Source organism: Amycolatopsis sp. M39 (assembly GCF_001651785.1).
GTDB lineage: Bacteria > Actinomycetota > Actinomycetes > Mycobacteriales > Pseudonocardiaceae > Amycolatopsis > Amycolatopsis rubida.
This window is the reverse complement of the sequence record NZ_LWSF01000030.1, coordinates 93956-111369: the sequence shown is the minus strand read 5'-3', so window position 1 is coordinate 111369 and position 17414 is coordinate 93956. Positions and strand designations below refer to the sequence as shown.

Genomic DNA, 17414 nt, shown 5'->3' with positions numbered 1-17414 from the left:
CCGGTAGCATCACTACCGTGTTCAGTGTGGATCGGATGCGCGCCCTGCACGCGGTCGCGCAGCACGGCTCGGTCGCTCGCGCGGCGGCCGCGCTGCACGTCACGCCGTCCGGGGTGTCGCAGCAACTGGCGAAACTGGAACGGGAAGCGGGGCTTGCGCTGTTGGAGCCGCGCGGGCGGACTGTGCGGCTCACGCGCGCCGGGCAGGTGCTGGTCGGGCATGCCGAACGCGTGCTGGCTCAGCTGGCCGAAGCGCGCACGGATCTCGAACGGCTGCGCGAGGACGTCTTCGGGCCGTTGCGGATCGGGTCGATCGCGACGTGCGTGCACGCCCTGCTGCCGCCCGCGCTCGCCGTGCTCACCGAACAACACCCGCGGCTGAACGTGACGCTGGGCGAGGGCGAAGCCGAACAGACGTTGCCGAAGGTGCTCGCCGGGGACCTCGACGTGGCGGTGTTCGAAAGCTGGGCCGACCGGCCGACCGTGGTGCCCGCGGGGATCACGCAGGTCACGCTGTTCTCCGACGTCGCCGATCTCGCGCTGCCCGCCGGGCACCGGCTCGCGCACCGCCGCACGGTCGATCTCTCCGAGGTGGACGACGTGTCGTGGATCAGCTGGACCGGCCGTTCCGGCTGCTACGAATGGCTCGTGCACGTGCTCCGTTCGCAGGACCTGGAGCCGCGGATCAGTTGCACCATCGGGAGTTACGTGACGCAGCTGGCGCTCGTCGCCGGCAACGTCGGCGCCGCGCTCGTCCCGCGGCTCGCCCGCGGACCGGTGCCGGACGGCGTTCGGATGCTCGCGACGCGGCCGGTCCTGAACCGCACGATCATCGCCGCGTGCCGATCCGGGGAAGAGGCGCACGGCGGGGTGCGGGCGGCGCTGGAGGCGCTCGGCGAGGCATCGGCGGCTTATCTGAATCACTGAATCTTGTTGCGCGGCTGCCTTTTCCGGCCGGTTCGGCCCTAGAGTCGGAATCGACGAGCAGGGGAGCCGCCCATGACTGCCGAGGATGCCGCCCGCGCGTTGCGGGCTCGACTGCCTGCCGGGCAGGTGCACACGTCCGGCCCCCAGTACGCGTCGGCGGCGGCGGTCTGGAACGCCGCCGTCCTCGCGCGTCCGGCGGTGGTGGTCGAATGCCGGAGCACGGCGGATGTCCAGGCTTCGGTGCGTGCCGCGCGCGAGCTGGGTTTGCCGCTGTCGGTGCGCAGCGGCGGGCACGACTGGGCCGGACGCGCGATCGCGGACGGCGGGATCACGCTCGATCTGCGTCCGCTGAACCGGGTCGCGGTCGATTCCGGGCGGCGCGCCGCGGTGGTCGGCGGCGGCGCCCGGGCCAACGCTGTGCTTGCGGGAGCGGAGGCGCACGGCCTGACCGCCGCGGTCGGGACGATCGGCACGGTCGGGTTCGCCGGGCTCGCGCTCGGCGGCGGATACGGTCCGTTCCTGGGCGAATACGGGCTCGCCGCGGACAATCTGCTCGGTGCCGAGATCGTCCTCGCGGACGGCGAGGTCGTGCTCGCCAACGCTGCCCGGCTGCCGGACCTGTGGTGGGCGCTGCGGGGCGGCGGCGGGAATTTCGGCGTGGTGACCGCGCTCGGCGTGCGCCTGCACGAGGCACGGCCGATCACGACTGGCCCGGCCTGGTATCCGGCGTCGGAGGCGGCCCGGGTTTTCGCTGCGGTAGCCGAAATCCAGGCCGACGCGCCGGACGAACTCACCGTGCAGACCGGTGTACTCGCCGGCGCCGGCGGTTCGCTGTGTGTGCTGGTCTGGCCGACCTGGTGCGGCCCCGCTGATCCCGACGGCTTCCTCGCCCGCGTCGGGCACCCTCTCGCTTCACAAATCGAGACCGTCTCGTCTTACGCGGCGGAGATCGCCCGCCGGGACGCGATGTTCCCCAGCGGCCGCTCGGTCGCCATCCGCACGCGGTCGCTTCCGTCGTTCACTCCGGAGGTCGTGTCGGTGCTGGCTTCGGCCGCGGAAACCCGGACCTCGCCGTTGTCCGGCCTGTCGATCCACCACTTCCACGGCTCGGCCGCACGGGTTTCGGCCACGGCGACGGCGTTTCCGCTGCGGGAGGACCATCTGATGGTCGAGATCCTCGGACTGGGGGAGGGCAACGACGACCGAGCCTGGGCGGAGACCACCTCGGCGGCGCTGGCCCCCCATGCCTTGCCCGGCGCGTACGCGAACCTGCTGGGGCCGGATGTCCCCGAGGCGGACCCTTTCGGCCGCAACGCCGGACGGTTGCGGGACATCAAACACCGCTACGACCCGGATGGGGTTTTCCGCGCCATTCCGCTGGGATGACCTTTTTGCCGAGTACATTGGTGAAAAAGATGGCGGAAGGAGGCGGGCCGTGGCGTATGTGATCGCGGAGCCGTGCGTGGACGAATGCCCGGTGGACTGCATCTACGTCGGCGAACGCTCGCTCTGCATTCATCCGGACGAGTGCGTCGACTGCGGCGCGTGCGAACCGGTGTGCCCGGTCGAGGCGATCTATTACGAGGACGACCTTCCAGACCGCTGGCGGATCCACGCCGAGGACAACGCCCGGTTCTTCAGCGAAACCCTGCCCCGCCGCGACGCGCCCCTCGACACTCCCGCCGGCGCGGCGAAACTCGGCGATCTCGGGGTGGCCACGCCGCTGGTCGCCGAGCAGCCGCGGCCGGACATTCCCGCGCAGCGGTAGTGTGCCCCAGCCGGGGGCCCGTCGCGCGATGCCGAAGTACGTGAGGGCCACCCTGAGGGAATCAGATTGGCCCGCACGTACTTCCACCGGAGCGGGGTCGCGCCGCGAACCCGCCGCGCAGCGCACTGCGGAGAAAACCTCATCCGGCTCGGTTAAACTGGCCGGCATGAGCGAGCAGACGCTGACCGATCCGCCGGCCTCCCGCGCGCTGGGCGAAAGCCGGGCCCGCGTGCTGGCCGCGCTGCGGTCGGCGGGCGGCCCGGTCGCGGTGCGGGACGTCGCCGGGCAGGTCGGCTTGCATGCCAACACCGCGCGATTCCACCTGGACGGCCTCGTCGAATCCGGCCTCGCCGAACGTCGCGCGGAAGACCGCACCCGCCCCGGCCGCCCGCGGACGGTCTACGTCGCGATCGCCGAGGAAGCCGCCGAGGGACGGCGAAGCTACCGGCTGCTCGCGGAAATGCTGACCGGCTTGATCGCGGAAAACGTGGCCGAGCCCGGGAAAGCCGCGGAATCCGCCGGAGAAGCGTGGGGGCGGTACCTGGCCGACCGCCCGCCGCCGACCCGGTGCGTCGACGAGGCCGAGGGGATCCGCCGACTGTCCACTGTGCTGAGCGACGCCGGATTCGCCCCGGATCCGTCCGGTTCTCCGGAGCGGCCGGTCATCCGGGTGCGGCACTGCCCCTTCCGCGAGATCGCGGAGGAACGCCGGGATGTGGTGTGCGGCCTGCATCTCGGGCTGATGCGCGGGGTGCTGGACGAGGTGCGCGCACCGTTGACGGCGGAGCGGCTGGAGGCGTTTGTCGAGCCGTCGTTGTGTTTGGCGCACTTGAGGCGGACTGGCAACCACCGCCGCTGACGGTCGTTTTCGCGGCCCTGGCGGCCCTGGCGGCCCTGGCGGCCCTGACGGCCATGCTCGCCGCTTGCCGGTCCGATCGGGATTTTCGCGGTGCCGTGCCGGATCGGCGCGAGGGCGCGGATTCGCGGCGTCTAGCGGAGTTTCGCCCGCGGAACGCGGTGGTGGGGCAGCGTTTCCGGCGGCCGGATCAGGCGCGGCGGCGCTGATTTGCGGTGCCAGACGGAGTTCCCCCGCGAAGTGCAGTGGCTGTGTGAGCGTTCCTGCTGCACGGCAAGCCGGTCCGCGGCGGCCGGGGCGGGGGCGACCGGCCGTCGCGGTATCGGGGTCAGGCCGGGACCGCGGCGCGGCCGATCCGGGCCCGCCACTTCTCCGCCCGGATTCCACGTACTTCCAGGTGAAATCCTCGCCGTGCGCGGCGGTGAACTCGCGGCGCAGCGGCTTCGGATCGTGGTTGTTGACGAGCACGAACGATTCCCCGGGGGCGAGCCGCGCGGAGCGGCCGAATGCGCGGATGCCGGGTGCCGTGCGGGATTGAGGGGACGTCGAGGACTTCCGCGCGGTCCAATTCGCCGCCGTCGAGGAGCGTGCGGAGGTCGTTGACCAGGACGGGACGTCGGCACCGCGCGGGCGGCAGGACGCTGGGTTCGGTGTCCAGACAGGCGCCGAGGAGCACGTCCAATGCCTGCGCGGCGTGGCTGGCCTGGGCCGAGGTGTCGGATTCCCGCAGTTCCTCGACGGTGCGAAGCACGGCGTCCTGGATCCGCCGCAGGGCGCGGACCTGCAGGCGCGTCGCGGGGGTGCCGGCGGCGGTCGTGTTGAGGACGCGGTCGGCGGACAGGTACTCGGTCAACCGGCCCGACGCGAACTCGATCAGCCGGGCGTTGGCCTCCTCGCGGGAGCTGCCATCGAGCTGGAGGTTCCGTGACCACGGCGGCTTTGTCCCGGTACTCGGCCGGATTCGGCGCGGAACGCGGGGTCGGTGCTGGGAACCTTTCGGAAAGAGTAGTTACGATAGTAATAGTGCAAAAGAGCAAGCTGGCGCGCGTGGCGTCGGACTCGGGTCAGGCCAGTCCGCGCGAGGACGAGCCCGCCGGGATGCTGACGAGCAGCACGACGAGTGCCTGAAAGCCGTGTCGCGCCCCACGTCCGCGACCGTCCGGCGAGCTGTCGCGCACTGCGAGAACCAACAGCGCCGAGCCGACGATCAGAATCGCGCCGCCGCCCATCGCGGGGATCGTCGCGGAAAGTGTTCCGCCTGGCACGGCCGGATTTCCGAGATTCCCAGCCGCGTCCTGAGCGACGACCAGCCGGCGGGCAGGCAGTGCCGGGGAGAGCAATGCCTTTCCGATCCCGAGGCCGGCCAGGACGAGTTACGCGACCGCTCGCGCGCCATGCTGGGTCGGCCGCGGGGCGATGACCGCGGACGCCCCCCGCCTGCGGCGAACGAGGCCGCGGCGGCGGGGCGAGGAGTCATATATACAATTAGATTAGTGAAAAAGATCGGACGGCGTGACGGCGTCCCGGAGCGGAAAATTCCCTGCTGTGACGGGATTCGCGCCAGGCCGGCAAGGGACCGGCGCGGCTGTTAGGTTCGCGGACGTGACAACAAAAGCGATGCGGGCAGTGGTTCACGAAGGCACGGCGGGAGTCGGCGGGGTGCGGGTCGCGGAGGTTCCGGCCCCGCGGCCCGGCCCGGGCGAAGTGCTGGTCCGGCTGAAGGCGGCCGGGCTGAACCACCGGGACCTGTTCATCGTGGACAGTCGCGGTCCGGCCGACCCCTGGACGGTGCTGGGCTCGGACGGTGCCGGAGTGGTCGCAGCGGCGGGAGCGGACGCCGCCGTCGAGGTCGGTGCCGAGGTCGTCGTCAACCCGTCCCTCGACTGGGCCGAGCCGGGCGCGGTGCCGGAGGTTCCCGCCATTCTCGGGGTGCCGGCGAACGGCACGCTGGCCGAGTACGTCGTCGTTCCGGCGGGCAACGTCGTGCCGAAACCGGCGCACCTGAGCTGGACCGAAGCCGCCGCGCTCCCGTTGGCCGCGCTCACCGCGTACCGAGCGCTGTTCACTCGCGGCGGCCTCGCCGCAGGGGAACACGTGCTGCTGCCGGGCATCGGAAGCGGAGTCGCGACGTTCGCCCTCGCCATGGCGAAAGCCGTCGGCGCGACGGTCAGCGTCACTTCGCGCAGCCCCGAAAAGCTCGCGAGGGCAACGGAACTGGGCGCCGACCGTGCGATCGGCAGCGGCGGCGACTGGGCAGCCGAACTCGGCGAGCCGGTGGACCTGGTCGTGGACAGCATCGGCTCGGCGACCTTCGACGCCTGTCTCTCCGTACTCCGCTCCGGCGGCCGGATGGTGACGCTCGGCGCGACCGCCGGCCCGGATGTCGAGCTGTCGCTGCGCGATCTTTTCTTCCGGCAGATCAGCCTGCTGGGCACGTCGATGGGCAGCGCGCGGGAGTTCTCGCAGATGGTCGCGCTGGTGACGGAACACCGTGTGCGGTCGGTGGTGCACGAGGTCTACGACCTGGCCGACGGGCCTCGCGCGCTGGCCGAACTGGCGTCGGGGGACCAGTTCGGCAAGCTGGTGGTCGCGATCGGCTGACCCGGCCGTTGATTTTTTTGTCGGTGCCTCGTGGTGAACTGTGGGCACGAACCCAAGGAGGGGAACACCTGATGAGCAAGCGCTGGAATCCCGGGACGGTCGCGGGGCCGGTCGGCCGCTACAGCCACCTCGCGCAGATTCCCGCTGATCACGAGCTGGTCGTGGTGGCCGGGCAGATCGGCGCACGACCGGACGGCACGCTCGCCGGGCCGGACGCGGAAGCACAGACCCGGGAGGCACTGGCCAACATCGAACGCCTGCTCGCCGCGGCCGGTGCCGGGCCGGAGCACCTGGTGAAGGTGTTCAGCATGGTCGCGGGCACCGAGCACCTGGCCGGTTTCCGCGCCGCGAGCGGCGACGTGCTCAGCCGGTGGTTCCCGGAGAGCGACTGGCCGCCGCAGTCGTTGATCGTGGTGTCCGCGCTCGCGAAACCGGAGCTGGCCGTGGAAATCGAGGCGATGGCCGCGGTGCCGCGATGATCCAGTTCCCCGAACGGCAGGAAGCCCGATGACCGTCACGCTCGGGCCGCTGCGGATCGACCCGGTGACCGAACTGGAGCACTGGCCCTTCGCCCCCGCCGACCTGTTCCCCGCGGTCACGCCCGCGCAACTGGGGGACCACCGCGGCGAGCTCGACCTGTCGATCACCACGTACCTGGTGCGCACGCCGGACCAGACCGTGCTGCTCGACGCCGGGAACGGCAACGCGAAGGAACGTCCGGTCCTGCTGGCACACCACCAGTTCGACACGCCGTACCTGGACCGCCTGGCCGCGGCGGGCGTCGTGCCGGAGGACGTCGACGTCGTCGTGGCGACCCACCTGCACCCGGACCACTGCGGCGGCTTCACCCAACTGGTCGACGGTTCGTGGGACCCGACTTTCCCGCGCGCCCGGTACCTGATCCCGGCCGAGGAATACGCCTGGCTTCAAGAGGTGCACGCCGCGGCACCCGAAGGCGGGGCGGCGGCCGACCTGGCGAGGACATTCGAAGACAGCGTCCTCCCAGTCGTCGAGGCGGGCCTGGTCGAACTCATCGACCTCCCGTACGAGGTAACGGACGGCATCACCCTGCGCGCCCTGCCCGGCCACACCACCGCCCACCTGATCGCCGAACTCGCCGGCGGCGGTCAACACGCGTTGGTGAGCGGAGATGTGCTGCACCACCCGTTCCAGTTCGCGGACCTGACACTCGCCCAAGGCGGCGACGCAGACCCCGCCACCGCCGCGGAGTCCCGGCGGATTCTGTGCGAACTAGCCGTCGAACGGGACGCCCTACTCCTGCCCGCGCACTTCGGAGCCGGACGAATCGACCGAGACGGCGACGGTTTCCGCTACCGCCCCGTCTCGTTAGGAGCCGCCTGAACCTCTGCCCGCGGGGCCGTGTCGATTCGACGTCGCCCCGTTCGAGGCAGAGGCATGACTGATGACGAACCGACCTCGACCCGGAACCTCGACCGCTACGGGAACGCCCCGCTGCCGTGGAGCCGCGCCCGCGATGTCCTGGCTGCCGACACCCCGACCGCCGATCTGACGTTCTTCGTCGCGACCGTCCGCCCAGACGGCCGCCCCCACTCGGCGGGCGCAGGCGCGGTCTGGGTGGCCAACGCCCTGTATGTCGTCGGCGGCCCGGGTACGCGCCGTTCGCGGAACCTCGCGGGGAACCCGGCATGCAGCATTTCGGTGCGCCTGCGCGGCCTGGACCTGATCCTGGAGGGCGACGCCCGCCGAGTCGCGGACAGCGGCACAGCGGCGCGCCTAGCCGAGGTGTACCGCTCCGGCGGCTGGCGAGCGACGGCGTCCGGCGCCGCGCTCACGGCACCCTTCAGCGCCCCGAGCGCGGGCCCGCCGCCGCGGCACCTGTACCGGCTTGCCCTGCGACGCGCGGCGGGAGTCGCTTCGGCGGAACCGCACGGGGCGACTTGCTGGGAGTTCGCCGAGGCTTAAACACGTGGCCTGATTCCGGCGCGGGGGCCGAGCTGGCTGCCGGGAATGCGTGAGCGCCGACGCGGTCTGCCGGGGGACNGGGACGAGCGGTGGCGGATTTGGCTCTTGCCGCGTGCGGGGAGTCGCTCTTGCCGCGTGCGGGGAGTCGGGCGGGCGGGGAGGTGTGCCGTGGCGGTGTGGGCTGGTGCTGTGCGGGGAGTCCGCCGGGCGGCGAAGTGTGCCGTGGCGGGGTTGGCTGCCGTTGCGTGTGGGGGAGTCCGCCGGGCGGCGAAGTGCGCTGTGGCGGGGTTGACTGCTGCGGCGTGCGGAAGGCTGCCGGGTGCCGAGGTTTGCCGTGGCGGAGCTGGCTGCCGGGAATGCGTGAGCGCCGACGCGGTCTGCCGGGGGACGAGCGGTGGCGGATTTGGCTCTTGCCGCGTGCGGGGAGTCGGGCGGGCGGGGAGGTGCGCCGTGGCGGTGTGGGCTGGTGCTGTGCGGGGAGTCCGCGGGGCGGGAGGTGCGCCGTGACGGGGTTGGCTGCCGTTGCGTGTGGGGGAGTCCGCCGGGCGGCGAAGTGCGCTGTGGCGGGGGTGACTGCTGNCGGGGTTGGCTGCCGTTGCGTGTGGGGGAGTCCGCCGGGCGGCGAAGTGTGCCGTGGCGGCGTTGGCTGCTGCGGCGCGCGGAAGTCTTCCGAGTGCCGGGTTCTGCCGAGTGCCGAGGTCTTCCGAGTGCCGGGGTCTGCCGTGGCGGAGCTGCCGGGCAGCCGCGGCCGGGAGTTCGCGGGGCGTAGCGCGGGGCGGTCCGATTTGCCGCGGGAGCGGGCGTGGCGGAATTGCCGCCCGCCGTGCGGTCAAGCCCGTCTGTCCGGCCCTTCCCAGTCCAGCAGCAGCTCCCGCAGATCGGCGTTCATCCGGTCCTGTTCCGCGTGCGACAAAACTCCCAGCAGCCGGGCCTCGGTCTGGGTCTTCATCCCGAACACCTCCTGCGCCCGTGCCAGCCCCTCGTCGGTGAGGCTCACCAGGATCTGGCGCCGGTCGCCGGGGGCGATGTCGCGGCGGACCCAGCCTTTGCGTTCCAGTCCGGCGACGCGTTTGGTCACCCCGCCGGAGGTCAGGCGCATGCTGTCCAGCAGCTGCCCGGCCGAAAGCCGGTGCGGGGGGCCGGCTCGTTTGAGCGCGCCCAGCAGTTCCACTTCCCACAGGCCGACCCCGAAGGCGTCGAATTCGCGGCGCAGTTCCGTTTCCAGCAGCCGGGCGGCGCGCAGCAGGCGGAAGCTCAGCGCCTTGCTGACCCGGTCTTCCGCGCGCACGCCGGTGATCTGCGCCATGACTCCGTCGACGTGGTCCCGCTCCGCTGGCATGGGCGAGTATTCTAACACCAGTAATTATCTTACCGGTCTCGAATCAGGACGGTCCGTGCACTCTTCCCCTTCAGCCGAGCCCGATCCGCAGCGCTGGCGCGCCTTGTGGGTGTGCCTCATCGCGGGGTTCATGACGCTGCTCGACGTCAGCATCGTCAACGTCGCGCTGCCCTCGATGGAGCACGGGATCGGCGCGACGCCCGCGGACGTCTCGTGGGTCGTCTCCGGCTACGCGCTCACGTTCGGGCTCGCGCTGGTGCCGTCGGGGCGGCTCGGCGACGACTACGGGCGCCGCCGGATGTTCCTGCTCGGGCTGGCGTTGTTCGTGGCGGCCAGCGTGCTGTGCGGCGCGGCGCCGAACGCGACGTGGCTCGTCGTCGCGCGGCTGGGCCAGGGCGTCGCGGGCGGGTTGCTGAACCCGCAGATCATCGGCCTGATGCAGCAGCTGTTCTCCGGCCGCGAGCGGGGCAAGGCATTCGGCGCGTTCGGGGCGACGGTCGGGCTGTCCACCGCGATCGGGCCGGTGCTGGGCGGGTTGCTGATCCAGGGCATCGGCGTCGACCAGGGGTGGCGCTGGGTGTTCTACGTCAACCTGCCGATCGGCATCCTCGCGATCCTGTTCGGGCTGCGCCTGCTGCCGAAGGACGCGCGCAGCGGCCGGAAGCGGACGCCGGACCTGGTCGGCAGCGTGCTGCTCGGCGTGGCGGTCGTGCTGGTGATGCTGCCGTTGATCGAGGAAGAAGAGCAGGCGACGGCGCCGCGCTGGTGGCTGATGGGCGTCGCGGCCGGGTTGCTCGTGCTGTTCGTGCTGTGGGAGCGCTGGCTCGGCAACCGCGGCAAGCAGCCGCTGGTGAACCTGAAGCTGCTGACCGTGCGCAGCTACTCGATGGGTTCCGCGCTCGGCATGGTCTATTTCGCCGGATTCACCGGGATTTTCCTGGTCCTGACGCTCTTCTTCCAGCAGGGCCTCGGCTACACGGCGCTGCAGGCCGGCGCGGCGATGCTCGCGTTCGCGATCGGTTCGGCGATCTCGCCGACCATCGGCGGGCGGCTCGTGCACCGGTTCGGCAGGCCGATGGTCGTGCTCGGGACGCTGCTCGTGGCGATCGGGCTCGCCGCGACCGCGTGGCTCGTCCGCGAGTACTCCGGCGCGAACACCGCGTTCGTGCTGGCCGGGCCGTTGTTCGTCGGCGGGTTCGGCAGCGGGCTGGTGATTTCGCCGAACTCGACGCTCGCCTTGGAAGAAGTCCCGCCCGCGGAAGGCGGCACCGCGGCCGGCGTGCTGCAGACCGGTCAGCGGATCGGCTCGGCGGTCGGCACCGCGCTCGGCGGGTCGCTGTTCTTCGGCGAACTCGGGCGTTCGCACGGGGATTACCACTCCGCGACCGCCCTCGGGCTGATCGGTTCGACCGCGCTGGTCGTGCTCGCGTTGCTGTTCGGCGTCGTCGATGTGCTGCTGTCGCGGACACGCAAACGCCGCAGCACAACGCAAAGCGCGCCACCCGCGGCGGTTTCCGGCTCCGTGAGCGGCCTCGCTCCCGCGGAAACCGCGTCTGTCTCGTTGACGTCTCTGGAGACCCACGAAGTACGCCGCACCACCACCGGCGCGGACAACACGTTCGCCCTGGACGCCCCGGCGGGCACCTATCTGCTGCTGGTCCAGGCGGGCGGCCGGGAGCCGGTGGCCCGCCATGTCCAGGTGGGCGCCGAGCCGGTGCGCGAGGACGTCGGACTGGCGCGGTCGGTCCGGCTCACCGGCACCGTGCACGCGATCCGGGGTCCGTTCCCCGGCGCGCAGGTCGCGGTGCTGGACGCGAAGGGCCAGGTCCAGCGGGTGACGGTCACGGACGAGGCGGGCCATTACACCGTCGACGATCTGTTCCCCGGCGAGTACACCGTCGTCGTGACGGGATACCAGCCGGTCGCGGAACCGGTGCAGCTGACGACCGAAGGACCGGCCCGCTTCGACCCGTTGCTGCGCTTGGTTTCCGCGGACAAGGCCTAGTCGGAGACGAGCGCCAGCACCGCCAGGGCCTGGTCCCGCATCGCGACGTCCAGGAACGTCCCGTCGGCGAGCGCGATCGCGCCCACCCCGGCCTGAGTGGCCCCGTCCATTCGGGACAGGACCTCCCGCGCCCGCGCGATCTCCTCCGCCGTCGGCAGGAACGCCGCGCGGATCGTCGGCAGCTGCGTCGGGTGGATCGCGCTCCGGCCGCGGAAGCCGAGCGCCCGCCCGGCCCGGCAGCTCTCCGCCAGGCCGTCGAGGTCGCGGACGTTCGCGTACACCGACATCGCGGGCGGGGGCAGCCGCGCGGCGCGGGCGGCGTTCACGATCCGGCTGCGCGCCCAGGTGAGTCCGGCTTCGTCGGCGAGCCGCAGGTCAGAACGCAGATCCGCCTCGCCGAGCCCGAGCGACGCCGTCCGCGGAGACGCGAGTGCGATCTCCAACGCCCGCTCCACCCCGAGTGCCGACTCGATCAGCGGGTGCAATTCCCGCCCCGGCAAGGCATCGGCGTGCGACCGGACGTCGAGCGAACTCTCGACCTTCGGCAGCCGTGCGCCCACCCAGGCCGGGAGCGCGGCCACCGCGGCCAGGTCGGCCGCGTGCCACGGCGTGTCCGGGTGGTTGATCCGCACCTGCACCGGCCGCGCCGCGGGCACGTCGGCCAACAGCCGCATCGCGTTGTCTCGTGCGGCATCCTTGTGTGCGGGCGCGACGGCGTCTTCGAGGTCGACCAGCACGACGTCGGCGTCCGAGGCGAGCGCTTTGCCCACGCGGTCGGGTCGGTCGGCCGGGACGTAGAGCAGGGTCAGCGCGGGCGTCATACCGCTCCCTCCGCCCGAAGCTCCGCGATCCGCGACGCCGTGAAGCCCAGCGAACCGAGCACCTCGTCGGTGTCCGCGCCGTGCGGGCGTCCGGTGAAGCCGATGACGCCGTCGTTGTCCGACAACCGGAACAGCGGTCCTTGCATCAATGTCGTGCCCAGCTCCGGGTCCTCGATCTCGTGGATCGTGCCCAGCGCACGGAACTGCGGGTCCGCGACGATGTCGGCCGCGTCGTAAATCGGCGCGACCGCCGCCTGCGCCTCCTCGAAGGCCGCCACGACCTCGTCCCGTGTGTGCCGCGCGATCCAGCCGCCGACGGCCTCGTCCAGTTCGTCCGCGTGCGCCGCCCGGTCCGCGCCGGTCGCGAACCACGGCTCAGCAGCGAGTTCTGGCCGTCCGACCAGCCGCACCACGCGTTCCGCGATCGACTGCGCCGACGTCGACACCGCCACCCATTGTCCGTCGCTCGTGCGGTAGGTGTTGCGCGGCGCGTTGTTCGTGGAGCGGTTGCCGGTGCGCGGCTGGACCGTGCCGAGCTGGTCCCACCGCGTGATCTGCGGTCCGAGCATGGCGAGAATCGGCTCGATGATCGCGACGTCCACGACCTGGCCGCGCCCGCGGGCAGCGCGCCCGGCGAGCGCGACCATGATCGCGTACGCGGTGGCCAGCGACGCGACCCCGTCGGCGAGCCCGAACGGCGGCAGCGTCGGCGGGCCGTCCGGTTCGCCGGTGGCCGCGGCGAATCCGCTCATCGCCTCGGCGAGCGTGCCGAAACCGGGCCGCGGGGAGTACGGCCCGAACTGGCCGAATCCGGTTACCCGCGCGAGAACGAGACCCGGGTTCCGTGCGGACAGTTCCGGGTAACCGAGCCCCCAGCGTTCCAGGGTGCCCGGCCGGAAGTTCTCGATCACCACGTCCGCGGTTTCGGCGAGCGCCAGGAACACCTCGCGCCCGCCGTCGCTGCCCAGATTCGCCGTGACGGTGCGCTTGTTGCGCCCCAACGTCTTCCACCACAGGTTGACGTCGCCCTTGGCCACCCCGTGCGTGCGCGACGGGTCCGGTCGCGCCGGATGCTCGACCTTGATCACCTCCGCGCCCATGTCGCCGAGGTGCATCGCGGCCATCGGCCCGGCGAACAAGGTCGACGCGTCCACGACCCGCAGCCCGGCCAGTGCGCCCGCGGAAGCTTCCCTCGACACGGTCATCGCGTCACGTCCCACGCACAGCGGAACCCGACGGTCGCCCCGCGCGCCAGCCCGAACCCGGGCAGCAGCAGCTTCACGCTGTAGTCCGGCGCGTGCCGGCCGCCCTCGACGTACCACTCGGAACCCTCGGCGCGGTAGTCGCTGCCGCCCTTGAGCATCACGAACCGGGTCCTCCCGTCGGAGTGTTCGCTTTCGGTCCAGTTCCACACCGCGGGTGTGCCGCGCCGCAGACCGCCGGTCTCCCCGGCGAGCTGCCATTCGTCCTCGGTCGGCAACCGGCCGCCGCGCCACGCGCAGTACGCCCGGGCGTCGTCGAGGTCCACGAAGGTCACCGGCTCGTCCTCGGCAGCAGGCTGACCGTCGGCCCAGTGCGCGAGGAACCGATGCGCCTCGACCGGCTGATATCCCGTAGTGGCAAGGAATTCCGCGAACTCGCCGTTCGTCACCTCGGCTGCGGCGACCGCGACCGGCGACGCCAGCGAACCGTCGCGTTGCAGCGTCCGGGCGTCGTGCAGCCGAGGCGGCAGCGGCTTCCACTCGTCCACATACGGCGCGCCCTGGTACATCCCGGTCTCGCGCCCGCGGTACCGGACCGTCAGCACATACGGCCCGGCAGGCACCATGACCGCGTCGTCCTCGGGCGTACCGCTCGTCGGCTGAGGCTGGACCCGCGTCGCGAGCCGATGCGGGAAACGAGCGTCCGGATCATGCGGCAGGGTCGCCACCTGGGACAGCCACGACGGTTCCGCCGCGCCGTCGGCGACCCGCAGCAACGCCGAAATCCCGCGCGCGGGCACCCGCCCGTCGGCGAACAGATCGATCACCGGCCCGTCCACGACCGGCCCGAGATAGTCCGAATCGCCCCGGTTCACGACTGTCCACAGTGTCCAGTCGCCGAGTTCCCAGCGCGACGCGTAGACCCCGGCGGCTTCGGCTTCCGGCGTCAGCGGAGCCAACGGCGTCCACTCGCCCTCGCGCAGCAGCTCACCCGCCGCACGCTGCACAGACACCATCCGGCGCACCGTCGCCGCGTCCCGCTGCGACCAGCCGACCCACACGCCGAACACGACTTCCCACACCATCACGCCGACGCCGTTCAGCCACGCCGAATGCAGTTCCTCGGTGTGGTCGCGGTGCCATCGCCGCACGTGGTGCTGCATGTGCCGCCGCTCGTACCAGTGCGAACGCAGCACGCCCGGCACCGGCGAATCGGCGAAGAACTGCGCCCACGACGCCGAGTGGTCCTCGATCCGCTCCACCGGCAGCTTCGATTCGCCCTCCAGCACGACCCCGGGCCGCGCGCGTTCGAGTTGCTCGACCAGCGCCGGGTCGGCCTTCTTCAGGGTGTCCAGGAAGACGCCGTCCGCGCCGGAATCGGCCAGTACCGCGGACAGCTCCGCAGCGTCGTCCTCGCCCCGGCGCGTGCCGACGTCCCACGGGTTGTAGTCCACGAACACCCGCGTGCCTGCCGAATGGAATGTCTCGGCCAGCTCGCGGAGACCGGGCACATCGCGGTAGAAATCCCACTGGTTGCGGTCGTCGAGGCCGATCACCGGGTACGCGTGCCACAGCACGACCGCGTCGAGGCCGCCGAACCGCTGGTGCGCGTCGGCGAGGAACCGCTCCGGCGTGAACCGGTGCTCCTCGAACGAATACAGCAACTCGTCCCACAGCCAGACCTGCGCGACCGTGTGGCATCCGGCGGCCCACGCGGCTTCCGGCCGGTCGTAGGCGCGACCGTGGTAGCCGTGCCGTTCGTGCGCGTCGGCACGCCATTGCCGCAGCCGAGCCCGCCATTCCGGACGGTCGGCGGGGTCCGCCGGGCCGACGAAGATCTTGGCCTCGTCCAGCGCCGCGAGCTGCTCGGGGGAGAGGGGCGCGCCGAGCGGGACCTCGGTGGGCTGGTCGATCGGGCGCGGGACGAGCGGGTCGAACACGTAGGTCATCAGGTGTTTCCTCCGGCCGCGAACTCGGCGACCTCTGCGACGGTCGGGACAGCGGATTGCGCACCGGGCCGGGTGACGGCGAGCGCCGCGGCGGCCCCAGCGCGTTCGGCGGCCTCGCGGAGCGGACGGCCCTCGGCCAACGCCGCCGCGAGCACGCCGCAGAACGTGTCCCCGGCACCGGTGGTGTCCACTGGGGACACCCGGAAGCCGGGCAGGTGCGCGACTTCCCGCTCCGCGACGACACAACCGGCCGCCCCGAGCGTGATCACCACCGCGGGTGCGCGCCGCTGCAGAATCCGGGCCAATTCCTCCGGCGCGGCGGACGCGCCCGCCAGGTCGGCCGCCTCGTGCTCGTTGACGATCAGCACGTCCGCATCGATCTCCGGCAGCGGCCGGGACGGCGCGGCATTGAGCACCATCCGGGCCCCGGGCCGCCGGGCCGCGGCGGCAGCGGTCACCGCTTCGAGCGGAATCTCCAGCTGCGCGAGCACGACGTCCGCCGCGGCGATCCGCTCCAGCTGCTCCCCGGCGAGCGAGAGCCGCGAGTTGGCCCCGGGCGCGACCACGATGGAGTTCTCGCCGTCCGGCGACACCATGATGAACGCGGTCCCGGTCGCACTGTCCACTCGCGACACCAGATCCGTCCGCACCCCGGCCTTCGCCAGCGACGACAGCAGAAAGCCCGCGCCGTCGCCGGGACCGAACGCGCCGAGGAACGTCGTCTCCGCGCCGCCCGCGAGCGCCGCGGCGACTGCCTGGTTGGCTCCCTTGCCGCCGGGACTGCGCCGCAGGTCGCCGCCGAGGACGGTCTCGCCCGCGCCCGGGTGCCGCGGAACGCCGACCACCAGATCGACATTCGCCGAGCCGACGACGACAACTCGCCCGGTCATCGCGCCACCCTGGCCGTCCGCGCGGCGAGATCGGTGATCCGCTGCTCGCCGCCGGGCAACGAGGTCGCGATCCGGTTGTCGAGCGGTTTCGTCCACTGCTCGCCGATCCCGTCCGCCCCTGCCAGCGCACCGACCACGCCGCCGACCGTCGCGGCCGCCGAGTCCGTGTCCCAGCCAGCCGTGACGGCGAGCGAGATGCTCTGCCCGAAGTCGCCATCGCCGCGGGCCAGCGCGTACGCGATCACCGCCGCGTTGTTCAGCACATGCACCCAATGCAGGTCGCCGTAGCGGGCGTGCAATCGGTCCAGCCCGTCGTCGTAAGCAGCGGCCGCCCGCCCGAATCGCACCGCCGAGGCCAGCCGGCTGCTAGGCGGCAGAACGGTTTCCGCCGCGTCGAGGACACTGTGGACGGAATCGCACACCATCGCCGCCGACGCGAGCGCAGCCGCCCACATCGCGCCGTAAATGCCGTTCCGGGTGTGGCTGAGCCGCGCGTCGACCCACGCGAGGCGCGCGGCGGCGCGGACGTCGCCGGGGGAGACCCAGCCGAAGACGTCGGTCCGGATCAGCGCGCCGATCCATTCGCGGAACGGGTTGAGGTGCGTCGCCGTTTCCGGCACCGGGCGCGCGTCCAGCAGGTTCCGGTACGCGGCGCGCTCGGCGGTGAACACCCGCCCGGCAGGCAGCTGTTCCAGCCAGAGCTGCGCGACATCGTCGGCGGTGAACTCGCGGTCGTGCCGTTCCAGCAGCGTGAGCGCGANAGCGCGAGGATCGGGTAGTTGAGATCGTCGTCCTCCGGCATCCCGGAGATGTTCTCCTCCAGGGAAGCCGGTGCCGACCGGCGGTTCCACGGCCACCGCGCCGCGACGTCGTCCGGCAGCCCGACCGCGGTGAACCAGCGGTCCAGCGGCCAGCGTCCGGTCGCGCGCAGGATCTCCTCGATGCCCTCGCGCGGGATCTTCTCGACCGGCTTTCCGAGCAGGCATCCCGCCGCCCGGCCGGTCCACGCGCCGAGCGTGCGGTCCGCGCCGGGCCGGGGGAGGACCGGCGCGGCCGGGAGCAGCGCGGCGATCTCGTCCCATCCGTCCGGCTCGTGCGGCGCGGCCGGGCAGG

The 17414-nt window shown here is 72.1% G+C and carries 16 protein-coding genes; 9 read left to right on the top strand and 7 right to left on the bottom strand.

Annotation, left to right across the window (positions count from 1 at the left end; translation table 11 throughout):
* The first annotated feature begins 35 nt into the window (after nt 1-35).
* The 4 genes from A4R44_RS39170 (at nt 36) to A4R44_RS39155 (ending at nt 3553) form a co-directional block, all read left to right on the top strand.
* Nucleotides 36-926: a LysR family transcriptional regulator gene (locus tag A4R44_RS39170; protein WP_202505834.1), complete on the top strand. Its 891-nt coding sequence runs from the start codon at nt 36-38 to the stop codon at nt 924-926.
* Between the two features lie 72 nt (nt 927-998).
* Nucleotides 999-2312 (top strand): FAD-binding oxidoreductase, encoded by a 1314-nt coding sequence (locus tag A4R44_RS39165; protein ID WP_067592716.1) that lies wholly within the window; start codon nt 999-1001, stop codon nt 2310-2312.
* 49 nt (nt 2313-2361) lie between these two features.
* Complete coding sequence (gene fdxA / locus A4R44_RS39160; RefSeq protein WP_067592713.1) at nt 2362-2694, top strand: ferredoxin; 333 nt, start codon at nt 2362-2364, stop codon at nt 2692-2694.
* A gap of 166 nt (nt 2695-2860) precedes the next feature.
* Nucleotides 2861-3553: a metalloregulator ArsR/SmtB family transcription factor gene (locus A4R44_RS39155; RefSeq protein WP_067592710.1), complete on the top strand. Its 693-nt coding sequence runs from the start codon at nt 2861-2863 to the stop codon at nt 3551-3553.
* A gap of 1061 nt (nt 3554-4614) precedes the next feature.
* Here A4R44_RS39155 and A4R44_RS48595 read toward each other — a convergent pair.
* On the bottom strand, nt 4615-4815 hold the full coding sequence (locus A4R44_RS48595) for a hypothetical protein (protein WP_157905115.1): 201 nt from the start codon (nt 4813-4815) through the stop codon (nt 4615-4617).
* Between the two features lie 337 nt (nt 4816-5152).
* Between A4R44_RS48595 and A4R44_RS39145 the strand changes: the two genes are divergently transcribed.
* The 4 genes from A4R44_RS39145 (at nt 5153) to A4R44_RS39130 (ending at nt 8095) form a co-directional block, all read left to right on the top strand.
* Complete coding sequence (locus A4R44_RS39145) at nt 5153-6151, top strand: zinc-binding dehydrogenase (protein WP_232791970.1); 999 nt, start codon at nt 5153-5155, stop codon at nt 6149-6151.
* 71 nt (nt 6152-6222) lie between these two features.
* Nucleotides 6223-6630: a RidA family protein gene (locus tag A4R44_RS39140; protein ID WP_067592699.1), complete on the top strand. Its 408-nt coding sequence runs from the start codon at nt 6223-6225 to the stop codon at nt 6628-6630.
* 28 nt (nt 6631-6658) lie between these two features.
* Nucleotides 6659-7513 carry an MBL fold metallo-hydrolase gene (locus A4R44_RS39135; protein ID WP_067592696.1) on the top strand — a complete coding sequence of 285 codons (855 nt, stop codon included), beginning with the start codon at nt 6659-6661 and terminating at the stop codon, nt 7511-7513.
* Nucleotides 7514-7567: 54 nt separating this feature from the next.
* Nucleotides 7568-8095, top strand: a complete 528-nt coding sequence (locus A4R44_RS39130) for a pyridoxamine 5'-phosphate oxidase family protein (RefSeq protein ID WP_067592693.1) — start codon at nt 7568-7570, stop codon at nt 8093-8095.
* Nucleotides 8096-8924: 829 nt separating this feature from the next.
* Here A4R44_RS39130 and A4R44_RS39125 read toward each other — a convergent pair.
* A complete protein-coding gene (locus tag A4R44_RS39125) occupies nt 8925-9434 on the bottom strand; it encodes a MarR family winged helix-turn-helix transcriptional regulator (RefSeq protein ID WP_067592690.1) in 510 nt (169 codons plus the stop codon).
* A gap of 55 nt (nt 9435-9489) precedes the next feature.
* Between A4R44_RS39125 and A4R44_RS39120 the strand changes: the two genes are divergently transcribed.
* A complete protein-coding gene (locus tag A4R44_RS39120) occupies nt 9490-11439 on the top strand; it encodes an MFS transporter (RefSeq protein WP_067592687.1) in 1950 nt (649 codons plus the stop codon).
* Here the strand turns inward: A4R44_RS39120 and A4R44_RS39115 are convergent.
* The 5 genes from A4R44_RS39115 to A4R44_RS39095 are packed head-to-tail and all read right to left on the bottom strand — an operon-like array spanning nt 11436 to nt 17287.
* Nucleotides 11436-12260, bottom strand: a complete 825-nt coding sequence (locus A4R44_RS39115) for a CoA ester lyase (RefSeq protein WP_067592684.1) — start codon at nt 12258-12260, stop codon at nt 11436-11438. The genes A4R44_RS39120 and A4R44_RS39115 overlap by 4 nt on opposite strands.
* Entirely contained in the window at nt 12257-13465 is a 1209-nt protein-coding gene (locus A4R44_RS39110; protein ID WP_067592681.1) for a CaiB/BaiF CoA-transferase family protein, read from the bottom strand. Before A4R44_RS39110 ends, A4R44_RS39115 begins: the two co-directional genes overlap by 4 nt.
* On the bottom strand, nt 13462-15411 hold the full coding sequence (locus tag A4R44_RS39105; RefSeq protein WP_067592678.1) for an SUMF1/EgtB/PvdO family nonheme iron enzyme: 1950 nt from the start codon (nt 15409-15411) through the stop codon (nt 13462-13464). Before A4R44_RS39105 ends, A4R44_RS39110 begins: the two co-directional genes overlap by 4 nt.
* Nucleotides 15411-16301, bottom strand: a complete 891-nt coding sequence (locus A4R44_RS39100; protein WP_067592674.1) for a ribokinase — start codon at nt 16299-16301, stop codon at nt 15411-15413. The genes A4R44_RS39105 and A4R44_RS39100 overlap by 1 nt, the downstream gene beginning before the upstream one ends.
* Complete coding sequence (locus A4R44_RS39095) at nt 16298-17287, bottom strand: ADP-ribosylglycohydrolase family protein (protein WP_232791975.1); 990 nt, start codon at nt 17285-17287, stop codon at nt 16298-16300. The genes A4R44_RS39100 and A4R44_RS39095 overlap by 4 nt, the downstream gene beginning before the upstream one ends.
* Between the last annotated feature and the right edge of the window lie 127 nt (nt 17288-17414).

Excerpts from the sequence above, each read along its gene's own strand:
- A4R44_RS39140 (WP_067592699.1), top strand. The coding sequence starts at position 6,223 with ATGAGCAAGCGCTGGAATCCCGGGACGGTCGCGGGGCCGGTCGGCCGC.
- A4R44_RS39165 (WP_067592716.1), top strand. The coding sequence starts at position 999 with ATGACTGCCGAGGATGCCGCCCGCGCGTTGCGGGCTCGACTGCCTGCC.
- A4R44_RS39155 (WP_067592710.1), top strand. The coding sequence starts at position 2,861 with ATGAGCGAGCAGACGCTGACCGATCCGCCGGCCTCCCGCGCGCTGGGC.
- A4R44_RS39105 (WP_067592678.1), bottom strand. The coding sequence starts at position 15,411 with ATGACCTACGTGTTCGACCCGCTCGTCCCGCGCCCGATCGACCAGCCC.
- A4R44_RS39135 (WP_067592696.1), top strand. The coding sequence starts at position 6,659 with ATGACCGTCACGCTCGGGCCGCTGCGGATCGACCCGGTGACCGAACTG.
- A4R44_RS39170 (WP_202505834.1), top strand. The coding sequence starts at position 36 with ATGCGCGCCCTGCACGCGGTCGCGCAGCACGGCTCGGTCGCTCGCGCG.
- A4R44_RS39115 (WP_067592684.1), bottom strand. The coding sequence starts at position 12,260 with ATGACGCCCGCGCTGACCCTGCTCTACGTCCCGGCCGACCGACCCGAC.
- A4R44_RS39100 (WP_067592674.1), bottom strand. The coding sequence starts at position 16,301 with ATGACCGGGCGAGTTGTCGTCGTCGGCTCGGCGAATGTCGATCTGGTG.
- A4R44_RS39125 (WP_067592690.1), bottom strand. The coding sequence starts at position 9,434 with ATGCCAGCGGAGCGGGACCACGTCGACGGAGTCATGGCGCAGATCACC.
- A4R44_RS39110 (WP_067592681.1), bottom strand. The coding sequence starts at position 13,465 with ATGACCGTGTCGAGGGAAGCTTCCGCGGGCGCACTGGCCGGGCTGCGG.
- A4R44_RS39130 (WP_067592693.1), top strand. The coding sequence starts at position 7,568 with ATGACTGATGACGAACCGACCTCGACCCGGAACCTCGACCGCTACGGG.